This is a genomic window from Candidatus Zixiibacteriota bacterium (assembly GCA_014728145.1).
Taxonomy (GTDB): Bacteria; Zixibacteria; MSB-5A5; order JAABVY01; family JAABVY01; genus WJMC01.
Genome location: WJMC01000147.1, coordinates 1 through 21,375, shown reverse-complemented (window position 1 = coordinate 21,375; position 21,375 = coordinate 1). Strand labels below are relative to the sequence as shown.

The following is a 21,375-nucleotide window of genomic DNA, read 5'->3' as shown; positions in this document are numbered from 1 at the left end:
TTTTCTTTCTTTCTTTTTCATCCTGTATATATACAACCATCGTGCCAAAACCGGTATGATTCGCATATCATATTATATAGCAATAGTTTAGTAGGATTTGACAGAAAACGAGCATGGCCGCCAAATACGCCATATTGGCAGACCTATGCCACTTATACAGGATATGTGTCATTTTGGCAGATTTCGGCAGGTAAAAATGGCAGGGGAATATTTATTAATGTTGGGGCAGGTCCTGGCTCCGACTTCGAGTCGGAGGTGCGACCTGACGCTTAATGGCAGGTCACAATTTCTCGACTACGTAGAGCGCTCAAGACCTGCCATAACAAATCAATCTCATTTGACGATTAAACGAAGATTTCTCTGCTCTCCGGCAGAAGCCGGATCGGCCGAAATGACGATATCAAACTTACCTGCTGAAGCAATACAGATGTTTGTCGAGGGAGGAGACGAAGATTTTGCCGTTGAAATAGATCGGTGAGGAACGGATCATATCCTCGGTCTCATGCGAGAATATCAGTGCCCCGGTGTTTTTGTCGAGCATATACATGCGTCCATCGATCGAACCAAACACAACCACATCCTCCAAGACCAATGGAGCTGAATTGATCGCGCCATCCGACGGAAAATCCCATACCCGGCGTCCGGTAGATTTTTCGAGACAGTACATACTGCGATCATTGGAACCTATATAAACATTGTAATCATCTATAACCGGCGATGACGTAATCTGCGCGCCGGTTTCACTCTTCCAGATCAGACTGCCGTCAGAGATATCCAGAGTGTAAATATGACCGTCGTATGAGCCGATGTAAACCGCTATTGAATCGACAGCCGGCGCGGAATTGAGCGCGCCACCCGGTGAAGCCGACCAGATCAGATCACCGCTCTCTTTATCGAGCGCATAAAGGTTTTCATCCAGCGAGCCAAAATAGATCACACCGTCATATATCGCTGGAGCATTGAGAATCTGTCCCTCGGTTTTAAACGACCACATCTCGGTGCCGGAGTATTTGTCGATACAGTAGAAGATTCCGGCATGATCGCCGAAATACAGAAACTGCTGATCACCGACGACCGGGGCCTGCACATCCGGATATCGTTTTTTGAACACCGGCTTGCCATTGATCAGGTTGATCCCGGTGACAAAATTCTCATCAGGACCGGCCGCGGAGTAGAGAATCTTGTTGGAAATCATCGGGCTCTGCGCCACCGGCGACTCGAACTTGTAAGCGTTGATTCGTTCGCCTTGTTCGAGGTCGAAGAAATACATATATGAATCACGCGCTCCCACCGCGACATAGGACGCAGTGGCAACCGGCGAGGTGTAACTGCGGGCCTTCATCTCCCCTTTCCAGGCCAGACTGCGGATATCAGAACCGTAGACATCTTTCTGGTAATATCCCCTCAGGCTGTTGCGGAACATGCTCCATTCATCGGGAGCATTATTGATCGTCCGAAACTTCTTGAATGTCGGCGCGCACGAACTAATCATAGCCACAAACAGCCCTAGCAATATGACAATTACGCATTTTCTCATCAGAAATTCCATCCAAAGAAAAAGTCAAACTTCCATTTATCGGAGATCGTGTCGAAATCGGTCGTACGCGCCAGGTCGAAACGGAGCACCAGGAAATATCCCAGGGCAACCCGCGCGCCAAAACCGAAAGAGCCATAGAGCTGGTCGAATTCATCCTCCCACCCCGAGCCGACATCGGCAAACACAGCTCCCCTGATACCGGTGAACCCGATATTGCCGATCGGCAGGCCGATATGCAGGCGGTTGATCAGCGGGAACCGGAGTTCATTGGAGAACAACAGCAAATGGCGGTCGTACCAGGTACGACGATCGTAACCGCGCATCGACCAGCTACCGCCCATATACAGGCGACGCGGTTCCACACCGGCGGAAGTGTAATGAAAGAGCCTGACTGCATAGGCTGAATAACGTCCCAGCCGGAAATACTTGCGCAGGTCGATCATGTACGAACGGTTAAAAGCACGGTTGCTCTTGAAATCATAAGTGTAGCCCAGTGATATTATATAACGCGAACCGTCCAGCGGTCCGGTCATGTCCCAGATCGAATTGTCTTTGACATAGGACAGGTACAAGCTCGACAGCCAGGCATCGCGATAGGTACCCGGCAGGTATCTGTCTTTCTCGGATTTACGCACAAACAGGCTGGTCTCAATCCGCCGGAACTTGGAGAAGGGATAGCTCAATGAACCCATCAGGCCGTAAACGCGTTCCGAGAACAAGCCCTCATAGGCGTCGTCGTATTCATCATAGAAATGGTACGCTCCATAGGCGTAGTTGAGCCGGTTCTCGCGGTTGAGATAAGTCGCGGCGAGGTTGAAAGACGACAAAAAGTCCGACTGTTGCTGGGCGGTATTGTAGAGCAAAAAGTAATACTGGTGGTCGCCCAGCATATCCGAAAGCCCGACCTGTACCCCGCCCATCGAACCGTAAACGGCATCATAGGCAATCGCGGACTGGGCCACATCGAGCGAGTAATCCTTATCATACTTGACGATACCGCTGATATAGCTTTCGCCCACCCGGCTCGGTTCCCATTCTGCATAGACGATTTCCTCGCGCTCGACCGGAATCATCAGGGAATCATCAAACGGCAATGTATAAACCTGGAAGCCGTACTCCTGAAACGCGGAAAAAACGATCAGGCTGTCATCGGGCGAAAAGACCGGGTCAAAACATCCGGTGACGGTGTTGCCGATTTTATACAGGCTGTCGTTTTCGGTCGAGAGAACATGGATATTGGATCGACCGGCACGGTCGGAACTGAACAGTATCCACCTGCCGTCGGATGAATACCCCGGCGACAGATCCATCTGTTTACCGTATGTCAGTTGTCGAATCGAATCGGTCGCGAGATCATATTCAAAAATGTTCTGGTATCCTTCAGGCCCGAATTCACCCCGGTCGGAGGTAAAAACGATCCTGTCATTGCGGGGGTTGAGCTGTGGACTGCGGTCATTGTAATAATCATCGGTCAAACGCGTCAGTTCCGAACTGCCGACAGCGAACAGGTAGAGGTCGAAACGACCGTCCTTTTTTGCCCCGGCAAAGACGACATAACTGCCGTCAGCAGAAAACGCCGGCGACACGATCGAAACCAGGCTGTCGAATTTTTCGGAGCGCTCCACCTCGCCGGTTTTGGCATCCATGAAGTAGAGCACATCGCGGTCATAACTGCGGGAGGCGAAAACGACCTCACCCAGGCGGTTGGCCGAGATGGCCGAACGCATCAGGTGCAATGATTCAAATTCCGAGGAACGCTCGCCTTTAAGCAGGGTCTGATCCTTGCTCTTTGGATCACTGTTTAAAGCCCGGGCATAGATCCCGGAGTAGCCGAGCTTGTTGGCTTTGTAGATCAGTTTCTTGACACGACCGCTGTCGGTGTTGACCTCGGCAATTATCGGCTTGACAAAAAATCCGCGAGCGCTCTGGCGAGTGGCGAAACGGCCGGGATAATCGGCTTCTGCCATGGTCGGGAAATATTTCTTCTTGAGATTGTACTGCCAGTCCTCGAAAATCCGGCGCAGGGGCTTGCCGATCGTGTATTCGACCACATCCTCAAATGATGATTCCTTCCACCAGTTCTCAAATATTAAAGTCAGTTTTTCCTGCCCGTAGGTTTCGGCCATATATTTACACAATGATTCACCGACCTTGTACATCAAAAACGTCCCGGAGATGGCGTAGATATTGCCATAATCGATAAACGTTCCCGAGATCATCAAGTCAGCGATCATCATATCGGCCTCGGTCGACCAGGGTCTCGACCAGTACTCGGCGATACCCTCGGTAAACCACAGGGGCGGTCCGTAGAGGGTGAATTTCTTGTGGTCACGCAGGACCTTGGTCAGCTTCGAGTATGTAAAGACATGCACCAGCTCATGTTGCACCACCCGCAGAAAATCATAGAGCGACCCGTCAAATGGCACCACCATCCGTCCCTTGTAGAATTCGGTGAACCCGCCCACGTTTTCGGGCAGTATCTGCGGGATCACGTTGGTCTGGCTGAAATAATTAGGGGTGCTGTAAATAATCAAGGGGACTTCATCGAAGATATGATGATTGAATTTGGCCTGCAGGAAGTCGTAGCTTTCTTCCACGTAATGGGCCGTTATCTCGGCCAGCCATTTCTCTTCTTCATAGAAGTAGATCTTGAAATGCTCGGTTTTGAGCACTTTCCAGTTGAAAGTCTCGTAGTTCACCTTGTTTTTGCCGAAATAGAACTGCGCCTGAAGCAGGGCCGGTATCAGCAAACACAGGGCAACTGCTATGAGGATAGTTTTTTTGAAAGACACGGCAGACCTCATTGAGAAGTTTTACCGGTTGAGTTTTTTCTGTATTGATCTTCTCACGTTTTCGATCGCGACCATCAGCTTGTTGGACTGAAACAGCGCTCCCAGGCCGCGCCCGAAAGTTTTCTTGTAATCATCAAGAAGCTTGAGCGTCTTCTCGGAGGGTATTTTGATCAAGGCCGAGAGTATCTGCATAACGAATTCATCGGAAGACTTCCCCAGAAACGACTTCAGAAAAGACTGCTTCTGATCCAGGAGTATCTGCCTGAAAAACGGCAGTGCCTTTTCTTTTCCAAGGCTGGCGATAATCGGAATCATCTGCATCCTGATATCCTCTGCCTGGCTGAAAGCGTCGGTCAAATTCGGAAGCCAGGTGTCGTTTCCAATCGTACCCAGAGCCTGGGCGGCCCGCAACCTGATTTTGCTGTCGTTGAAATAAAGATAGCTACTCAGTATTGCGCAAGCCTTTTCGGTTTTTATTTTTTCCAGCGCGAGAACCATCTCCTCGGCCAGACGCGGATCGGGATCCTGCTTGAGGCCCTCTAAGATTTCTAATGCTTCAGGTCCCCCGATGTTCCCGCAGACAAGCACGATATTCCTGGTTTTACGCCAGCTCTCCTCCGACATGAAGGCTTCGTTTCCGGAACGTTTAAGAAGATTCTTATCCGCCAGTATCAGCTTAAATGCCAGAGGCGATGCCCATTTGTATTCCGACAAAACGCGGATTATAAACAGCCTGATGGCCCGGTCGGAATAGGTCAGGTACTCGCACAGGCGCAGGGCGACCGCCTGCGTCTCGAGCTTTTTGAGAACCTCGAACGTCTTGCGGTTAAGGCTCTCGAAATTCTTTTCCAATTGTTTGACGAGATTCAAGGCCAGCTGGTTTGTACCAATCTGATCTATAAAGTCTTTCGACGACTGCCGTTTATCCAGAGAAGTCGTCAGCTCTTCAGACGTATAAACCCGCACAACGTCCAGAAGCTCTTTGAATTTTTCCAGGTTTTCTCCCAGGCAGAGCCAGTCGGTCAGCTTGACAGCCTGGCGCAGATAGTAATCGAACTTCTCAGGAGGCTGTTCAAAATTTGAAAGTGCGATCTTGACCTGGTTATACAGCTCGTCGAGACAGACTTCGCTTTTGTTGTCGACCGCGCTCGCCACCAGGCGTTCAAAACCGGTCTGGAGCTCGAGCGGGGCGGAATCTGAATTGACTTTGTAGACCAGGTCACGAATATAGTTTTTCGCGTATTCCTCGTCTTCATAAATATTGAAGCGTTTGGGAATTGAGGCGAATTTTTCCAAATCGATTTTTCCAGCCGTAATATCCTCGCGCGTGGTCTCCAGTTCGTCAAAAGCGAGCCGTTTACGGGAATAACGTTTGTCGAGAATCAGGTCGATATATTTCTTGTCAATCAAATGCAGTTCTTCAGCCAGCTTATGAATCCTGGGAAGCATCTCGGCCTGATTGCGTTTTTCCAGCATCTCGGTAATGTTGTACAGCATCTCCTGCATATCGACTTCATCGTAGTCGTCAGAGAGATTGACATGATCACGCAGGCTGGAGACAATGATCCCCATCATCTGATCGTCATTGAGACCGCTGATCTCCTCTTCGATGCCCTGATTGAGTTTGTCGAAGTCAATCGCATCAGAATATTTTTCAGCCAGCCCGCTCTGGGCGGATTGCTTATTGGCCAGAAGCCCCAGCACCAGCTCAGGGTTGTCACCTAAGACAGATGAGATCGGCACAGCCTTTCCACCCGGGCCGACCACCGCGTCTTTTCCGACCACGGCCTGATCTTTGCCGACCAGTTCATAGCGGAGCTCATCGATCGAAATCCCCGAGACAGAATTCTGGTCGATATACTCCTCGAGATTGTTCCATTCGACTTTTCCACCGGATTTACCGACAAAATAATTCAAAAATTTCTGAAAATCGTCCTGACTAACCTCGAGGGCGAAAGTGATACTGTTGATGTTGAGGGCTTTGAGAGCCTCCTCCACCACTATTTTACCGGTCAGCCCCTCGATTGGAATACCGTTCAATGCCAGCCGTCCCTCGGCCAGCCCCAAAACCACATGCTTGTGTTCGTCGAGCAGTTTCTTGAGGGTCTGATAGGGTACTTCCGCCGCCGACTTAGAGGCCGGATGACCCGCGGGATACATATTGAAGCGCTTGATAGCGGCTTCTATCTCACGGACAAGAGTCGGGGCGTCAGCGCTTCTGGGCTTAATTCCTGTCTGTGTGTCCATCCTCTAATTAATCGGCCGGAAGGGGCATAAGTTTTAGGCCAACAACTGATTAAATCACATCAAAAAAGCGCCACCCGCCTAAACGGATGGCGCTCCTTCTGATACTGACAGACTAACGCAGTGGCGGACCGCAGGTATCCAGCCATTCCATGCATGTGCACGGCGCCGGACCTCCGGCAAATGCGTAATTAATAATATAAACGGCATCAGAAACGTCCACCGTACAATCGCAGTTGGCATCGCCTGAAGCGATCGGATACGGCACCGGTGATGGTCCGCCGGCGAACGCGTAGTTAATAACATAAACCGCGTCGGAGACATCCAGGACGGCGTCACCGTTGCAGTTACCGATAGCGGTCTCACAGGGACAGATCACGATCGCCCAATCGACCAGTGTCCGGATTTCGCCCTGCTGATACTCACAACCCATCGGCTCCCAATCGTTGAGCTGGAAGAAATTGGCAATATCCGGGAAGACCACCGGGTAGGTCGGCAGTTCAACCATCGCAACCGAAGGCGGACAGGGTATCATCTGGGGCTGTACATCGTAGATATCATGATGGATCGTCCCGTGAGGCCCGGAGACGAAGAAAGCGTCGTTGTGGACTGTGGAGCCATGAGCGCTTCCCGCCGGAGGTTCTCCTTCATTGGCATCGTAAAACGGATCGGAGATACAGATTTTAGCCTGCGTGGAGCAGACACCGGCTACTGTCACGTAGTGAGAACCCAGACGGCAACAGAAATCCGGTTGCTGTTGCTCGTAAAAACCGAGAAGCAGGATCACATCCTGACTGCGCAGGACCTCATCGCGAATCAACTCCCAGGGCGGTCCGGGGATGATGTCGATCGTGAAATAATCCTCGAGACCGTGATCGATCAACCACTGCTCGAATCCGGCCTGGATATCGAAGATAACTGTCCCGCCTCCAAAGGGACCGCCGTTGGTATTGATATAGCCGGCCAGGTCATTAATAAACGGCACCACGTTGTTCGTATCATGGTCGTCCCACTGACCGTAGCTCTGCAGGAGCCCGAAATTATCGTTGGGAGCCGGGGCTGATGGATCCGGATAAAACGGCCTCGGATCGACCGGGAACGGTTCGAACTTGGAGTCGAACCACCACAGACAGTTGGCCAGCGCCGCCGGACCGTCATGAGTCCATGTGCCGAACGGGGGTCCGATCCAGTTGTTTTGTTTCTGGTCAAAATCCGGCATACCGTTGGGAGCATAATCTTCGTACGGCGGTTTGTAATATTCACAGGTATCCTCCTGCGGTTCCTCGCAGGCATCGTCGATACCGTTGCCGTCGCCGTCACCCAGACACAATGCCGAATGCGGTGAAACAAACCCGCCCATATCATCGCAACAGAGCGGATCGGTATCCAGACAGGTACCATCCGGCAGACAACATGCGACCGTATAATCGACACAGGCAGTGCCCGCTCCCTGTGGTGTACCGCCATAGAAGTTGAGGCATGAGTCAGGAGTTGTCTCCAGACAACTGCCGTCCTGCAGACAACATGCCTCCCGTTCAGCCTCCTCGCAGGCATCGTCGATACCGTTGCCGTCGGCATCACCCAGACAGAACGCGGAAAACGGTGAAATCACGCCCCCCAGATCGTCACAGCAGATTTCATCCATATCCATACAGGTTCCATCCGGCAGACAGCAGGCAATCGTCTGGCCGGAACATGATGTCCCGGCACCCTGCGGAGTTCCGCCGACATCGAGGCAACAGACAGGATCCAGATCGGTACAACTGCCGTCCGGCAGGCAACAGGCCTCTGGCGCGGAGCAACTTGTCCCGGCCCCCATGGCGGTGCCACCCAGCTCGATTTCACAGCAGAGCGCGTCGGCCATCACGCAGGATGAGTCCGGCAGGCAACAGGCTTCAACACCCTGGCAGACCGTACCATCACCCTCGTAAACCCCGCCGTAAAAGTTGACACAACTGTCACGCGTGGTGATAACGCAGTCGCTCAAAAGTTGAGAAGTCCCCGGGAAACAGCAGGCCCCGGTCTCGTCGGCACCGCCGGTAATCACAAACGAGAGATCCAGCGACTGCATGAAATCCGGCGGTTCCCACAGGTCGATCCAGTCCGGTTGCGGAAGAAATCCCCATACGGCATCGTCGAGATGATGCTCGAAGCTGGACTTCACCCCCCAGTGCGTAGCAGCCGGGTCAGCCAAAATAGCCGATATCTGCAACCAGTAGACAGTCCCTTCCTCCTGGAAAAACCACTGTGCTTCCGGCAGAAATACATTGTACTGCCAGTAATTCATGTGATCTTCCGGGATGATGATCCCTTCGGCAGGATCATACCAGCCCTGGAGCCCCGGTGGATCGACCGGTGTAGCTATGATAAACTCCATGATCTCCGCTTCCCATAACAGGTCGCCCGGACGACTGTAAGGTATCTGCGGAGGATCGGCGGGTATATCGGAATAGATCGCCAGCTGGAAGCCGATGATCTGCCCCTCGACACCGTTGCGCCAGGAGCCCCAGAAATGGATATCCTTGACCCAGCCGGTTTCCGAACAGGTCCAGTCATCAGCCACGACCACCGGAGCTGTCGCATTGACATCCCAACCGACCACGTCGGGATGTTGCGGAAAGTGCATCTTGTGCCCGTCATCATCAATCCAGTCCGCTACCAGCAGACCTGGCAGAATCAGTACGACACAGAAAATTAATACTTGCGGCAAAGCAATCTTCATGAGTTCCCTCCCATGGCTAAAAACACATATTATAGATAGAATTGTGCACAGAGCACACGAATTTCAGCGGCAATGGGTACGATTTATCAAAATTTTGCCAGGTTGATGTATAGTTTTAGAGTGTCAGTCCTGACTTAAGCTTAACACAGCGGGCATATAATGTCAAGTCTTTTTTACTAGTATATATTATTATATCACAATAAGATACAGTATTTGTAGAAACGTGTTTCTTTATTTAAGATAGCTCATTTTGCAAACCTGCCCGGAACGCATTTCACGAATCCTGTAAAAATATATCCCGCTTGATATTTTTTTCCGACCGAGGTTTTCCAAATCGATGGTTAGCAATCCTGTTTTAGCCGGTTTTAGCGGAAAGTGAGCCACCAGGCGACCGAGCAAATCGTAGATTTCAAGCTGGGCCACACTGCCGGTATTATTCGTGTACGGTATCACTGTCCGTGAGTTAAAAGGATTCGGATAGTTGTGACCCAGATAAAAATCCTGAGGCAGAACCTCATCGAACTCGTCGTCGGCAGAGGTCAATTGGTCTATCTGCAAATTTATCTCGAACTCTTCATCCTGGTAAATACTGACACTGTCTTCGAACTCGAATCGCACGATCAGCTTGAAGCGTCCGAGCTGGGCCTGATCGAGAGAAAACTCAATTCGCAATGTGTCCTCATCAAAATTGGTTATCCTGCCGGATTTGGGGTATATATCGAAATCAAAAGCATCCGAACGCTTCAGCTCCAGCATACTCCAGTTAGTAACCCTGTAATCGATATCTCCGCCATTTTCGTTTTGCAAAATCAATTCAAACGCTGTATCACAGACATTGGGAAGTATGATATCGAGCTGATCCGGATCGAAATCGATTACCGCCCGGGGTGTGTAGGTTCCAGGGATATGGACTCTCGACGAAGCCGATGATTCGATCTCGTTTTTAAACGCTGTCAGGATGAAGTAGTTGTCCAGATAATCGAGCTTCACCCTGGCGTGCAGGTTTCCGACCACGGTGGTGTCGTAGTAGACATCGTCAGCAGTCAAAGTGGGCACCCCGGCTGAATATATTCTGAAACTGTCCGGCACTGTCGCACCTGAATCGAGCATGAGATCGCCCTTTAGATCGTTGGCCAGGTATTCCCCGCGCACCATGATATTTCCACCGCTCAACGGCACCCAGTTGAGCGAACCATCGAAATAGCCTGCCAGGCTCCGCAACGGTGAATCAGTATAATCGAAGCCTATTACCGGGGCCCCGGGGGTTTCAGGTTTCCATTTTACCGTGATCCAGACCAGGCTGTCAGTCGTGATCAAGCGCTCGGTCGATCGCGACACCCATTGGCCAAACAGGCTCCACTCATCCGGCACATCCGCCTGCACCGGACCATAGAGATAATCCCCCGGATAACCGCCAGCGTCGCGATTGAGCCCTACATAAAACGGGCTCGACTGGTCGCCTGGCTGACCCGGGAAAAAATCGTTGGGAGGCAGAAATACCTTTACCTCTCTGAAAAACACCGGGAGGTTAGTGAGGTCATAGGAAATTGCTGAACGGTTCTGCAGGTCCTGTTCGGAGACATAGTGATGACCATCCATCTCGCAATCGTCGTAGGACAACCCCGTCAGATTGATCCCCTCACAGAACCAGACCAGCATCCCGCGCCGGGCGGACACCTGCTCACCGTATACCGCCAATATATCTGTAGCTTTGAGAGTTGAAGCAAAAAGCACTACTATCAGCAGAACCAGACGAATCACGGAATCCCTTCCTGCGAAATAAACGTTGAGTATTATAAATAAATGAATTTTCGAGCGGGTGTCAAATGTTAATCAGCGCCCGGTCTTGAGCGCTTCGCGGATCAGTTCTTCAGTCGAGAGGCTTGCGATCTTCTTCTGCCCCATCGCTGCGACCGTCTTTTCCAGCGCCACTCGCGACTCATGCTTGCTGAGCCCCAGTACAGCAAGAGCCTGGATGACTTCATCGGTCTTGTCCTTGTCCAATCCCGGAACCAGCTTCTTATCGGCAGTCAGGGCGGGCAGTTTTTCGCGCAGTTCGACTATAATACGCTGGGCGGTTTTTTTGCCGATCCCGGGTATGCTGGTCAAAAAGGCGACATCCTCGGCGGCCACCATCTCGCTGAAACGTTCGGGGGAACTGCCGGACAGGATCTTGACCGCCCCCCGTGGCCCGATTCCTGAAATCGAGATCAGGACCTCGAACAATTCCAATTCATCCCTGCGGCCGAAACCGAACAGGCTGATCTCGTTTTCACGCACATGCATATATGTTGTCAGCCTGACCTCGGCGCCCTCATCCGGCAAACCGGCCAGGGTGGTGCTCGAGATTATCATCCGGTAACCGATACCGCGGTTGTCGATTACCGCCAGGTTGGCTGATTTTTCCACCAGCCGTCCGGAGACATAAGCGATCATAGATAGACTTCCAGGTTTATCCTGCTGGCGGCACATAACGCCACCGCCAGGCTGTCGGAGATGTCGTAAGTTTCGAACTCGTCCTCGAGATTTAAAAGCGTCCTGACCATAAAGGCGACCTGCTGTTTGGAGGCGGCGCCGTTGCCGGTCACCGCCATTTTGATTTCTTTTGCCGAAAACTCGTACAGGTCGATATCGTACTGGGCACTGGCCAGGATAGCCATCCCGCGCGCCTGCCCCAGGTTGAGGGCGATCCTGATATTCTTGGAATAAAAAATATCCTCTAAAGCGAGGATATTGGGTTTATATGTTTCAATTTTAGAGCACAACGAACGATAGAGTTTGTCGATTCGACGGGCCAGCTGTTGCTTTCCGCTGGTGCGGACAAGTTCCGTGTCCAGCACCTCGGCCTGATCGCCCGCTGTTTTGATAACTCCGATGCCGGTTGCGGCCAGGGCGGCATCCACCCCCATAATAATCGCCTCAGGCACTCAGCTTCTCCATCAGGCTTTCATCGATATCGAAGTTGGCATAGACGTTCTGGACATCATCGTGTTCCTCCAGAGACATCATCAGCTTCATCATCGATTCCGCCTTGGATCCTTCCAGCTTGACAGTTGACTGCGGGAGCATATCGATATTGGCTTCGTTGTATTCGATTCCGGCCCCTTCCACAGCAGACTTGACCGCCTCGAATTTCTCAAATGGAGTGATCACCTCGAACATATCTTCCTGTCCGACAAGATCATCGGCGCCGGCTTCCAACACCAGGTCCATCAGCTGTTCCTCGTCTATTTTGTCCTTGGAGATCAGGATCTGCCCGCGCTTGTCAAACATCCAGCCGACACACCCGGTTTCACCCAGGTTACCGTTGTACTTGGAGAACAGGTGCCGGATTTCAGCCACCGTACGATTTTTGTTGTCGGTCACTGTTTCCAAAATTACCGCCACTCCACCCGGTCCGTAACCTTCATAGGTGGCTTCCTCATAGGTTACACCGGGCAGTTCACCGGTGCCTTTCTGGATCGCTTTTTTTATATTGTCCTGCGGCATATTCGCGGCCTTGGCAGTCTGGATCGCGGTTCGCAAGCGGGGATTGGAATCCGGGTCTCCGCCGCCATTTCTGGCCGCTATACTAATTTCCTTGATCAATTTGGTGAACATCCGTCCACGCTGAGCATCCAGTTTGCCCTTTTTGCGTTTGATTGTCGCCCATTTTGAATGACCTGACATTTCAGTATCTCCTCTGTAAATTACAAGATTTTCTAATAATTTAACAACAATAGCCTAAAACGCAACAGGATTGTTGGTAACTTTTTCAATTCATCGCGGTAAACGGTTGCAGTCGTCTATATCAAGTCTTGCCGGTCCCGGATGGCCCATTTTTTACAGGTTGAATCCAAACCCGAACTTGAAATCCAAAATATAGTAGTTATCACTCACTTCGAGAGGCTCGCCGCTGTCTTCGTCCACAAGAACACCATCATTGATATTCAACTTCGATCCTTTAAGCAGTAAAAAATCTATCCCGATTTCACCAACCAGGCTGAAATTAGGTGAGAGCATAAAAATCACCCCGCCCCCGACATAGACATAGGGCTTGTCATTATATTCGAGATCGAGAATTTCCCGGGTATCGGCATCCAGCGCGAATTTCGATATCTTGGCCGAGGCTACTCCGCTTCCCAGTATCGCGAAGGACCTGTGCACTTTTCCTGTGAAGAGCGTGTACTGCAGTCGTCCGCCCAGCTTGAGAACATTGAAATGATTATTGAGCTCGCCGAGATTGTATTCCCTGTCAGGGTAGCTTGAATAGTTGATTTCCGGGCCGATCGCTAACCTGTTGGTGATATGAAAGTCGAGCACTCCGCCGACTTCAAAACCCGGATTGCGGTTCAAACCACTTTCAGCGTTGATATAGGGGTCGCTTAAGGCACCACCCGGAAGGCCAAATCCACCGTATATTCTCAGACCAATCGGATAGCTATGAGAATATTGCTCATTCTTCTGCGCCGAAACTGCAGGAGCAAAAAGCAAAACACAAACAACTGATAAAACAATAATTCGTAAATCGTTCATAGATTCTCTCCGCCTCCATGATTTGCAATGCGGCTCAAGGCAGTATTATAAGCTTTTTGAACAGGTCCGCATCCTTTTTTTATAATCCCCGCCCAAAAACGCTTTCCGCTCGATGATAACCTGGTATATTGTAGTAACCAGCCATGGTGGCAAGTATGAAAATTTATTCAAAAGCAACGGCATACATAGTCCTTTTTACACTGGCCTTAATAACAGTATCAAGTTGCTCCAAAAAACCCAACGATCCACCATTCACGAGTTTTCAGTATCCACTTGAAACCGGCACCAGATGGGAATACAGCGGAAGCAACCTGATGGTTAATTTTCAACCCGACAGCCTTGAGGCGCAGTATCAGGATAATATAGATGAGCATTCCACAGTTGAGATTATCAAAGACACTACGTTAATGGATTCGATCGAAGCTACTATATTCGAGGAAATATTTATTCAGTTCCCGGCGGACACTTTCCATACTGCAAGTTATTTTCGTAATACACCCAATGGCTTTTACTACTATGGATCGAGCTTAAACAAGAAAATGATCCCGCTCAAGACAAATCCCAGAATGCCTTACTATCGCTTTAACGGCAGAGCATTCAACAGCGTATCTGAAATCAGCTCGTTCTTGACCGGTAGTATTGCGGGGATTTCATTACATGGAGACTACGACAGACCGCGCAGGAGCTTAAAATACCCGCTGAAAGTCGGCCAGCAGTGGTCCACCAACGAGCCACCTCGCAAGATTCGTATCGATAAAGTAGTTGTTGATACGGTGACGATAGAAGCCAACTCAGCCCAGCATCTGTGTATGAAAGTACAATGGCTGTTGGACACAGATAAAGATGGAGAATGGGATTCAAACCTGATTTACCATGATTACATATCTGAATCGGGACTGATTAAACGCAGTATTCTAATCAAAGACATCCAGCTTGTTACCTGCGAGAACCCGTCCGAAGCTATCGGCACTTTCGATTCAGAAAATGTACTTACCCTGAGCGGTTACTCAATTAAGTAAAAGCTGTCTTATAGCGCTCCGTCATATCCTGCTTCGAACTTCAGCTTGAAGTGCGCTATTACAATTTCGCCGTTGCTGTCACGGAGAAAAGCACAGCGACGAAGAAATCTTGATGCGCAGTCAGGATCTTTTTGTGACAGACGTCTGCAATAATTAAACTGCTAAACATTAGCACCTGCCGAAGGCAGAAATGATTATCAATAATCCAGAGTAAGTATCCGGCCTTTGGTAAAATTGAAGAACGTTTCCTTATCAGCAACCTGAACTCCCTCCATCAGATCCCCGGCGGTCTTCTCGGCCGCTTTCAGGCAACCCGGACAGGCCATGACCGGCACACCCATCTCGACCAGTTTATTGATCTGAGTGTGCGAGGTTGGAAAATGACTGTATGCCAAATCCTCAGAATCCTTCAGGACGACATGCACGGCCTCGATATCCAGGTAAACCAGCACATCCTGGGTCTCAGCCATCATGACCGCCATCTGGAGCGCCATCAGGACCTGATGCGGATGATCGGGGCCTTTGGTGATATGGATGAATACGCCGTCGGTCGCCGGCTCTTCAGACTTCTGCGCGTTGGCATCGTTGGTCTGGGGGGACTGACAGGCAACAGCTATGACTATCAGAACGGACAGTATCGCGAGTAGAGAGAATTTCATGATAATACCTCCATGATTGAAACTTTCCCTGAAATAATATAAATGTTAAAACCGGCCGGCAACAGTTTTATACCCGACCCGATCCATAAAAAAAAGCCACGCCGGAGGCGAGGCTTGAGCGTGCGAGGATCACTCTTTTATTACTATTGCGAGGGTGGATACTCTTTTAAGATACCGGCCACAGCTTCTGCCATTTTAGCCTGCGCGTCCGCCGGTGGCCCGACTATTCCGGATGCCGAACCACGCCAGATCAGATGTTTTTTGCTGAAATCGACTATATCCAGAACCAGCGTGCCTTCTTTGTAATGACGCACAACACGCCGTTTCCATCCCGGCCGGTAGCCGTAACCGTAAACATCGACATCGATTTTATCGCGTACACCAAAATGATAATTAACCAGCAAATCGGGGGCACGTTCGACGAACCTCATCCCTTTCGATTCCAGCTCAGCCTTGACAGCGGAACGAATTTTGGCATTCATCAGGCCCTTGCGATCCATTCTCACGTTTTTATGTTTTACCCATCCAAAAGTATCGTAACCCGAAAAATCCGCGCTCTGGTCATAATCGGTATGAATGCTGAAGGATGAACATCCGATTACTATAAATGCCGTCAGAAAGACGAAAATTACAAATCTTTTTAACATAATATGTACCTCCGAAAAAAGAAATGGTGTGTATTTTTATATCGGCGATTAAACAAGGAATTCAAGAGCGATTATACCATCGCTTAATCGACACACGCTGTCCCCGCCTTTGTGAGGATGCCGGATGGTGTACCTAAAGTGTATTATGTTAAGGATTTATAAGGAATATTTGGCAGGCGTTAGAAATTCATGAAGATCGCTTTTATGCTTGTTAACTATTAAACAATAACTTATATGATCCCCGGAATGACAACGACGGCTGTTAAAAGTTATAGCAGTCCGAGCCGACAACGGAACAGAACGGGTCAAACGCAGTATAATAAAACTGTGTATATACAGAAGCGAAGCTTCTAAGGCGCTTCACGTTTTACGGAGAGGGTTGTGGCACATAATAAACAGGACACATATCTCAGGTTGCATAAAATTATGCAGGACAGCCTGGTTCCTAAGGTCGAAATCGGCGGCAACAGGTTTGTGATGATCTCCGATTTGCATCTGGGTAACGGCAGTTACTGGGACAATTTCCGCGACAATCTCAAATCACTGCAGTCGGCACTGGTCCATTATCTCGAAAACGGTTACAAGCTGATGCTTCTGGGCGATATCGAGGAGCTCTGGAAATTCCGCCTGAGCCAGATTGTCAAGCGTTACGACAAATCCCTGTATAATGTAATCCGCGAATATGGCGAGGACAATGTCTATCGTGTAATCGGCAACCATGACACAGACTGGGCCAGCTACCGTATGTCGACCCGTGATGATCCCACCCGGGCCGGAACTATGTCAGAGGCGGTGCGGTTGATCGATGAACACGGCGAAACCCGTATGTTGCTTCTGCACGGTCACCAGGGATCGCTTGAATCCGACCGCCGGATTCCGATCTCGCGCTGGCTGGTCAAAAACCTGTTCAAGAAAGTCGAACCGCTGGCAAGATTGTTTAAATTCTATGGCCACCCTTCGGCCACACTTTCACAGATCGCCGGAAACTATGAGCACGTCTATTACACCTGGGCCCGCGAGCATGGAGTTATCGTCACCTGCGGTCACTCCCATAACGCCATCTTCGCCAGCCACTCTTATGGCGAGCGGATGAAAGATCTGCTCGAGGAAGAGATTCATCGCTTCCAGGAGGATATCCTGGCCAACCGGGCCAACCTGCAGGTGGTCGGCGAGCTTCTGGGCCGGCTGGAGAAGATCTTCCGCGAATGGCTCAATGAGAGCCAGAAACGCCCTCTACCCGACCCGCTGGATCCCAGCCGTAAACCTCTGCCCTGCTATTTCAACACCGGGTGCGGACTTTATACCGACGGCCTGACTTCGCTGGAAATCGCCGACGACCAGATCAGCCTGGCCAAATGGGACCTCGATGGTCGCCGGTATGTCTATGACAGCGGATGTCTTAGCGGATATATCGAATCTGTCAAAGAAGCCTCCGATTTCTTCGAACCGGCCGCAGTCATGAGCTCCTCGCTCAAATGGGCCGCTACGCTCTGATCAGTTTTAATATCTTACCCTGAATCTCCTGAAAATAATCTCAAAATCCCGTTGACAAGGGTATGACCATGTTATATAATCAGTGGTTTAATTTTGCATGGAATAATAAGCAGGAGTTAAGGTTGTGAAAGAATACAAAATTGAACAGATACGCAATCTCGGTTTGGTCGGGCACGGCACCTGCGGTAAGACTGCTCTGGCTGAGGCAATGGCTTTCGCGGCCGGCGTGACCAGCCGCCTGGGTAGCGTCGACGACGGTAATACTCTTTCTGATTACACAGAGCAGGAGATCAACCGAAAAATCTCTATTTCAGCTTCCATGCTCAATTTCGAGTATAAGAACACCAAGTTCAATGTCATCGACATGCCGGGCTACGCCGACTTTATCGGCGAAGTTGTGGGCGGACTGGCGGTTGCCGATATCGCCTGCATAGTCGTAGACGCACTCGGCGGAATTGAAATCGGCACGGAGATGGCGGCCAGGTACGCTGACAAATATGAAAAACCGCGCTGTTTTGTAATCAATAAGATCGACAAGGAACATGCCGAATTCGATTCACGAGTATCTATGCTCCAGGAACGTTTCGGCCACCAGGTCATCCCGGTCACAATTCCGATCGGTGAGGGCCTCGGTTTCAAGGGTGTAGTCGACTTGATTACCAAGAAAGCTTATAGTTTCGATGATAAAGGCAAAGTCTCCGAAATCGATATCCCCGGTGACTTGTCCGGCACCGTGGATGAGGCTCATGACAAACTGGTTGAAAACGTCGCTGAATCCGATGACGCCCTCCTGGAAAAATTCTTCGATGCCGGAGAGTTGAGCCCGGAAGAAATCCAGGATGGTCTCAAAAAAGGAATAGTCGGTGGCGCTGTCATACCTGTTTTCGTAACCTCCGCCACCACCATGGCCGGAGTACCGACGCTTCTGGAATTCGCGACCAAGTATTTCCCCTCGCCGGCTGATTTTGGCGAAATCAAAGGTTTCAAGCCGAACAGCGACGAAGAGATGAGCCGTCCGGTTTCCGAGGGTGCGCCCCCGGTCATTTTCATTTTCAAGACAGTCTCGGAATCTCATGTCGGAGAGCTTTTGTTTTTCCGGGTCATGACCGGCAAGGTTGCTCCCGGTGATGATCTCGCGATTGCCAGGGATGTGAAATCGTCCGAAAAGATCGCCCAGATCTACCAGGTCAACGGCAAAAACCGCAATGAAATCAAGCAAGTCAAGGCCGGCGATATGGGCGCGTTTGTGAAACTGCGCGGAACCCATACCGGCGACACCCTGACTGCTAAAAGTGATCCGATGGAGATGCCCGCACTGGAATTCCCGGAACCGGTTATTGATGTCGGTTTCTCCCCGGCGGCCAAAGGCGACGAGGAAAAGGTCGCGGCCGGACTTACCAAGTTGAAAGCCGAGGATCCGACTTTTTTGACCAAGGTCGACCCCGAGATAAAGCAGACATTGCTGTTTGCCCAGGGCGAGTTGCAACTTGACATCATTTTTGACAAGCTCAAAAAGCGTTTCGGTGTGGAAGTTGTCACCTCCAAACCGAAGATTCCGTACCGCGAAACAATCAAGGGAAAAGCCGAAGTACAGCACAAATATAAAAAGCAGACCGGCGGCAAGGGCCAGTACGGAGATGTGCATATCCGCATGTCCCCCAACGCGCGTGGCGAAGGTTTCGAATTTCTCGATGAAATCACCGGTGGCGTGATCCCCGCCAAATTTATCCCCTCGGTCGAAAAAGGTATCGTGGAGTCTATGGAGGAAGGCGCACTGGCCGGATATAAGGTCGTCGATGTCAAAGTCGCGCTCTTCTATGGTTCGTATCATACCGTCGACTCATCAGATATGGCTTTCAAGATTGCTGGTTCGATGGCTTTCAAAGAGGCTTTCATGAAATGCGATCCGGTCCTTTTAGAGCCGATCTATAACCTCGAAGTTATCGTTCCCGATGATTATACCGGCGATATTATGGGGGATGTGTCCTCCCGTCGCGGTAAGATCCAGGGCATGGAGCCCGAGGGCCCCAACCAGAGGATTAAAGCCCGGGTGCCACAGGCTGAATTGTATAAGTATTCTACCAGCCTGCGTTCGATGACCCAGGGACGCGGTTTCTACACACGCAGTTTCTCCCATTACGAGGAAGTGCCCAGGGAAATCACAGAAAAAATTATCGAAGAAGCCAAACAAATGAAGGAACAATCGTAGAAAAATTACGTACGATTTTTTCTAAAGTTTTTGTTGAATTTGTTTGTTTAAAAAGTATCGTTCGTCTCAAGTATGAGGAGAGCATAGAGGCCGACTAACCTGATAATTATTAATAAATTAGTAGGTTTTGGCCCTAACCGCAGAGGGAGGTGATGAAGGCAGAAAAAACAGCTACAATTTTTTTCTCTATAGAATCTGTGTAAATAATTTGCTTAAATAACTATATTGCTATAACAGCAAGGAGGCACTCGTGAAAAAGGTTCTCATTATTCTCAGCATCATGGTTTTTGGTGTATTCTCAGTGATTAATGCTCAGGATGTCGAAGGTATGTTCAACGTCACCCCGTTTGCCGGTATCGGTATGCCGATGGGTGATATGGGTGATGAAGACGAAGCCAATCTGGCTATGGGTTTCAAATTCGGCGGTGGCGCTGAGTATTTCTTCACCAACAACGTCGGTCTCGGTCTGGACTTCACTTATGCTACTTTCGGTAGTGGTGATGATGACATCGATTCCAAGTACAATGCCATGATGATCGGCGCTCTCGGCAAATATATGTTCATGCCGGAAAGCATGTATCGTCCGTATGCCATGGCTGGTTTTGGTATGCTCATGAGCAAAACCACTGAAGCCTACAACGGCGAAGATGTCGAATGGGACAACAAGTTCTATTTCAAGGCCGGTGTCGGCCTGAAGTACTGGGTCAGCGAAATGATCACCGTTTTCGGCGAACTCGGTTTTGACTACCTGATGCTCGATGGTGCTACTGGTGAAGCTGATGGTACAGAAGTCGGCGAAGTTGATGGCAACTATTATTTCATCGATTTCAAAGCCGGTGTCAACATCTGGTTCGGCGGTATGGAATAAGACCTGATACAAATTGTATCTTAGATAAAAGCCCGGCTGAAGCCGGGCTTTTTATTTACCCTTACCCAATAGACACCATAATTAATCACTACAATCATTCTGTTGTGTCAGGGTGGGTACCCCACGTCTTTAGAGGTAGGTTTCTAACACATTATTCTGTTGTGTCAGGTCTTGATTCCGCTTTTGCGGAATTGTGACCTGACACTTAAGCAAATCTGCTATTATCTTATTGACATCTTTTCAAAAATCAATATGCTTATTGAATCACTCATCTATTCAGGAGGCATAATGAATAAATCTCTAATTCCAATCACATGTTTCTTGTTTGCAATCATACTTTGCACAAATCTTTTTGGCTTCGATGGTGAGCGGGCGGGTGGCCCACGATTCATCGTGGGTTTCTAACAACATATTTCGTCAATATCTATTGGAACATTATTTCTGCCAATATACCAATTATAACTTGACCATTGCCAGTCACCCGGATATTTTACCAGCCCACGATTTACAGGGTTTTTATGACAATATTTTATTTTCTCAGTAACAGATTCATTCGTTCTGCAATTATGATCATAACAGCGTTTTTGCCAAAACTGCTGCACTACACTATAGCGATTAATATAATCAATACTTCTCAAAACAGCTGGATAAGAATTACCCCAATTTTTG

At 49.8% G+C, this 21,375-nt stretch carries 15 protein-coding genes; 4 read left to right on the top strand and 11 right to left on the bottom strand.

The features are described 5' to 3' along the window. Positions 1 to 406: 406 nt before the first annotated feature. From GF404_08750 to GF404_08710, 9 genes are all read right to left on the bottom strand, one after another. Positions 407 to 1,549, bottom strand: a complete 1,143-nt coding sequence (locus GF404_08750) for a PQQ-binding-like beta-propeller repeat protein (GenBank protein MBD3382273.1) — start codon at positions 1,547 to 1,549, stop codon at positions 407 to 409. Continuing rightward, positions 1,537 to 4,341, bottom strand: coding sequence for a hypothetical protein (locus tag GF404_08745; protein MBD3382272.1), 2,805 nt, complete (start codon positions 4,339 to 4,341; stop codon positions 1,537 to 1,539). The genes GF404_08750 and GF404_08745 overlap by 13 nt, the downstream gene beginning before the upstream one ends. Before the next feature lie 9 nt (positions 4,342 to 4,350). After that, positions 4,351 to 6,576 carry a hypothetical protein gene (locus GF404_08740; GenBank protein ID MBD3382271.1) on the bottom strand — a complete coding sequence of 742 codons (2,226 nt, stop codon included), beginning with the start codon at positions 6,574 to 6,576 and terminating at the stop codon, positions 4,351 to 4,353. A 112-nt stretch (positions 6,577 to 6,688) separates the two neighbouring features. Then, positions 6,689 to 9,295, bottom strand: a complete 2,607-nt coding sequence (locus tag GF404_08735) for a hypothetical protein (GenBank protein MBD3382270.1) — start codon at positions 9,293 to 9,295, stop codon at positions 6,689 to 6,691. A gap of 231 nt (positions 9,296 to 9,526) precedes the next feature. Next, positions 9,527 to 11,056 carry a T9SS type A sorting domain-containing protein gene (locus tag GF404_08730; GenBank protein MBD3382269.1) on the bottom strand — a complete coding sequence of 510 codons (1,530 nt, stop codon included), beginning with the start codon at positions 11,054 to 11,056 and terminating at the stop codon, positions 9,527 to 9,529. 72 nt (positions 11,057 to 11,128) lie between these two features. After that, complete coding sequence (gene ruvA / locus GF404_08725; GenBank protein ID MBD3382268.1) at positions 11,129 to 11,767, bottom strand: Holliday junction branch migration protein RuvA; 639 nt, start codon at positions 11,765 to 11,767, stop codon at positions 11,129 to 11,131. Beyond that, a complete protein-coding gene (ruvC, locus tag GF404_08720; protein ID MBD3382267.1) occupies positions 11,728 to 12,222 on the bottom strand; it encodes a crossover junction endodeoxyribonuclease RuvC in 495 nt (164 codons plus the stop codon). Before ruvC ends, ruvA begins: the two co-directional genes overlap by 40 nt. Continuing rightward, complete coding sequence (locus tag GF404_08715) at positions 12,215 to 12,964, bottom strand: YebC/PmpR family DNA-binding transcriptional regulator (GenBank protein ID MBD3382266.1); 750 nt, start codon at positions 12,962 to 12,964, stop codon at positions 12,215 to 12,217. The genes ruvC and GF404_08715 overlap by 8 nt, the downstream gene beginning before the upstream one ends. A gap of 153 nt (positions 12,965 to 13,117) precedes the next feature. Further along, on the bottom strand, positions 13,118 to 13,810 hold the full coding sequence (locus tag GF404_08710) for an outer membrane beta-barrel protein (GenBank protein ID MBD3382265.1): 693 nt from the start codon (positions 13,808 to 13,810) through the stop codon (positions 13,118 to 13,120). 155 nt (positions 13,811 to 13,965) lie between these two features. On the opposite strand from GF404_08710, the gene GF404_08705 reads away from it, so the two are divergent. Continuing rightward, positions 13,966 to 14,829, top strand: a complete 864-nt coding sequence (locus GF404_08705; protein ID MBD3382264.1) for a hypothetical protein — start codon at positions 13,966 to 13,968, stop codon at positions 14,827 to 14,829. Positions 14,830 to 15,026: 197 nt separating this feature from the next. Here the strand turns inward: GF404_08705 and GF404_08700 are convergent, their stop codons facing one another. Together GF404_08700 and GF404_08695 are read right to left on the bottom strand one after the other, a co-directional pair. Beyond that, the gene (locus tag GF404_08700; GenBank protein ID MBD3382263.1) at positions 15,027 to 15,488 is read right to left on the bottom strand and encodes a peroxiredoxin; all 462 of its coding nucleotides are present in this window, start codon (positions 15,486 to 15,488) and stop codon (positions 15,027 to 15,029) included. A gap of 143 nt (positions 15,489 to 15,631) precedes the next feature. Next, the gene (locus GF404_08695) at positions 15,632 to 16,135 is read right to left on the bottom strand and encodes a DUF4136 domain-containing protein (GenBank protein MBD3382262.1); all 504 of its coding nucleotides are present in this window, start codon (positions 16,133 to 16,135) and stop codon (positions 15,632 to 15,634) included. Positions 16,136 to 16,516: 381 nt separating this feature from the next. Between GF404_08695 and GF404_08690 the strand changes: the two genes are divergently transcribed. From GF404_08690 to GF404_08680, 3 genes are all read left to right on the top strand, one after another. After that, the gene (locus GF404_08690; protein ID MBD3382261.1) at positions 16,517 to 17,629 is read left to right on the top strand and encodes a hypothetical protein; all 1,113 of its coding nucleotides are present in this window, start codon (positions 16,517 to 16,519) and stop codon (positions 17,627 to 17,629) included. A 124-nt stretch (positions 17,630 to 17,753) separates the two neighbouring features. Continuing rightward, positions 17,754 to 19,838: an elongation factor G gene (gene fusA / locus GF404_08685; protein ID MBD3382260.1), complete on the top strand. Its 2,085-nt coding sequence runs from the start codon at positions 17,754 to 17,756 to the stop codon at positions 19,836 to 19,838. 250 nt (positions 19,839 to 20,088) lie between these two features. Further along, complete coding sequence (locus GF404_08680; GenBank protein ID MBD3382259.1) at positions 20,089 to 20,706, top strand: outer membrane beta-barrel protein; 618 nt, start codon at positions 20,089 to 20,091, stop codon at positions 20,704 to 20,706. The last annotated feature ends 669 nt before the right edge of the window (positions 20,707 to 21,375 follow it).

Excerpts from the sequence above, each read along its gene's own strand:
- GF404_08750 (MBD3382273.1), bottom strand. The coding sequence starts at position 1,549 with ATGGAATTTCTGATGAGAAAATGCGTAATTGTCATATTGCTAGGGCTG.
- GF404_08745 (MBD3382272.1), bottom strand. The coding sequence starts at position 4,341 with ATGAGGTCTGCCGTGTCTTTCAAAAAAACTATCCTCATAGCAGTTGCC.
- GF404_08740 (MBD3382271.1), bottom strand. The coding sequence starts at position 6,576 with ATGGACACACAGACAGGAATTAAGCCCAGAAGCGCTGACGCCCCGACT.
- GF404_08735 (MBD3382270.1), bottom strand. The coding sequence starts at position 9,295 with ATGAAGATTGCTTTGCCGCAAGTATTAATTTTCTGTGTCGTACTGATT.
- ruvA (MBD3382268.1), bottom strand. The coding sequence starts at position 11,767 with ATGTGCCGCCAGCAGGATAAACCTGGAAGTCTATCTATGATCGCTTAT.
- GF404_08715 (MBD3382266.1), bottom strand. The coding sequence starts at position 12,964 with ATGTCAGGTCATTCAAAATGGGCGACAATCAAACGCAAAAAGGGCAAA.
- GF404_08710 (MBD3382265.1), bottom strand. The coding sequence starts at position 13,810 with ATGAACGATTTACGAATTATTGTTTTATCAGTTGTTTGTGTTTTGCTT.
- GF404_08705 (MBD3382264.1), top strand. The coding sequence starts at position 13,966 with ATGAAAATTTATTCAAAAGCAACGGCATACATAGTCCTTTTTACACTG.
- GF404_08700 (MBD3382263.1), bottom strand. The coding sequence starts at position 15,488 with ATGAAATTCTCTCTACTCGCGATACTGTCCGTTCTGATAGTCATAGCT.
- GF404_08695 (MBD3382262.1), bottom strand. The coding sequence starts at position 16,135 with ATGTTAAAAAGATTTGTAATTTTCGTCTTTCTGACGGCATTTATAGTA.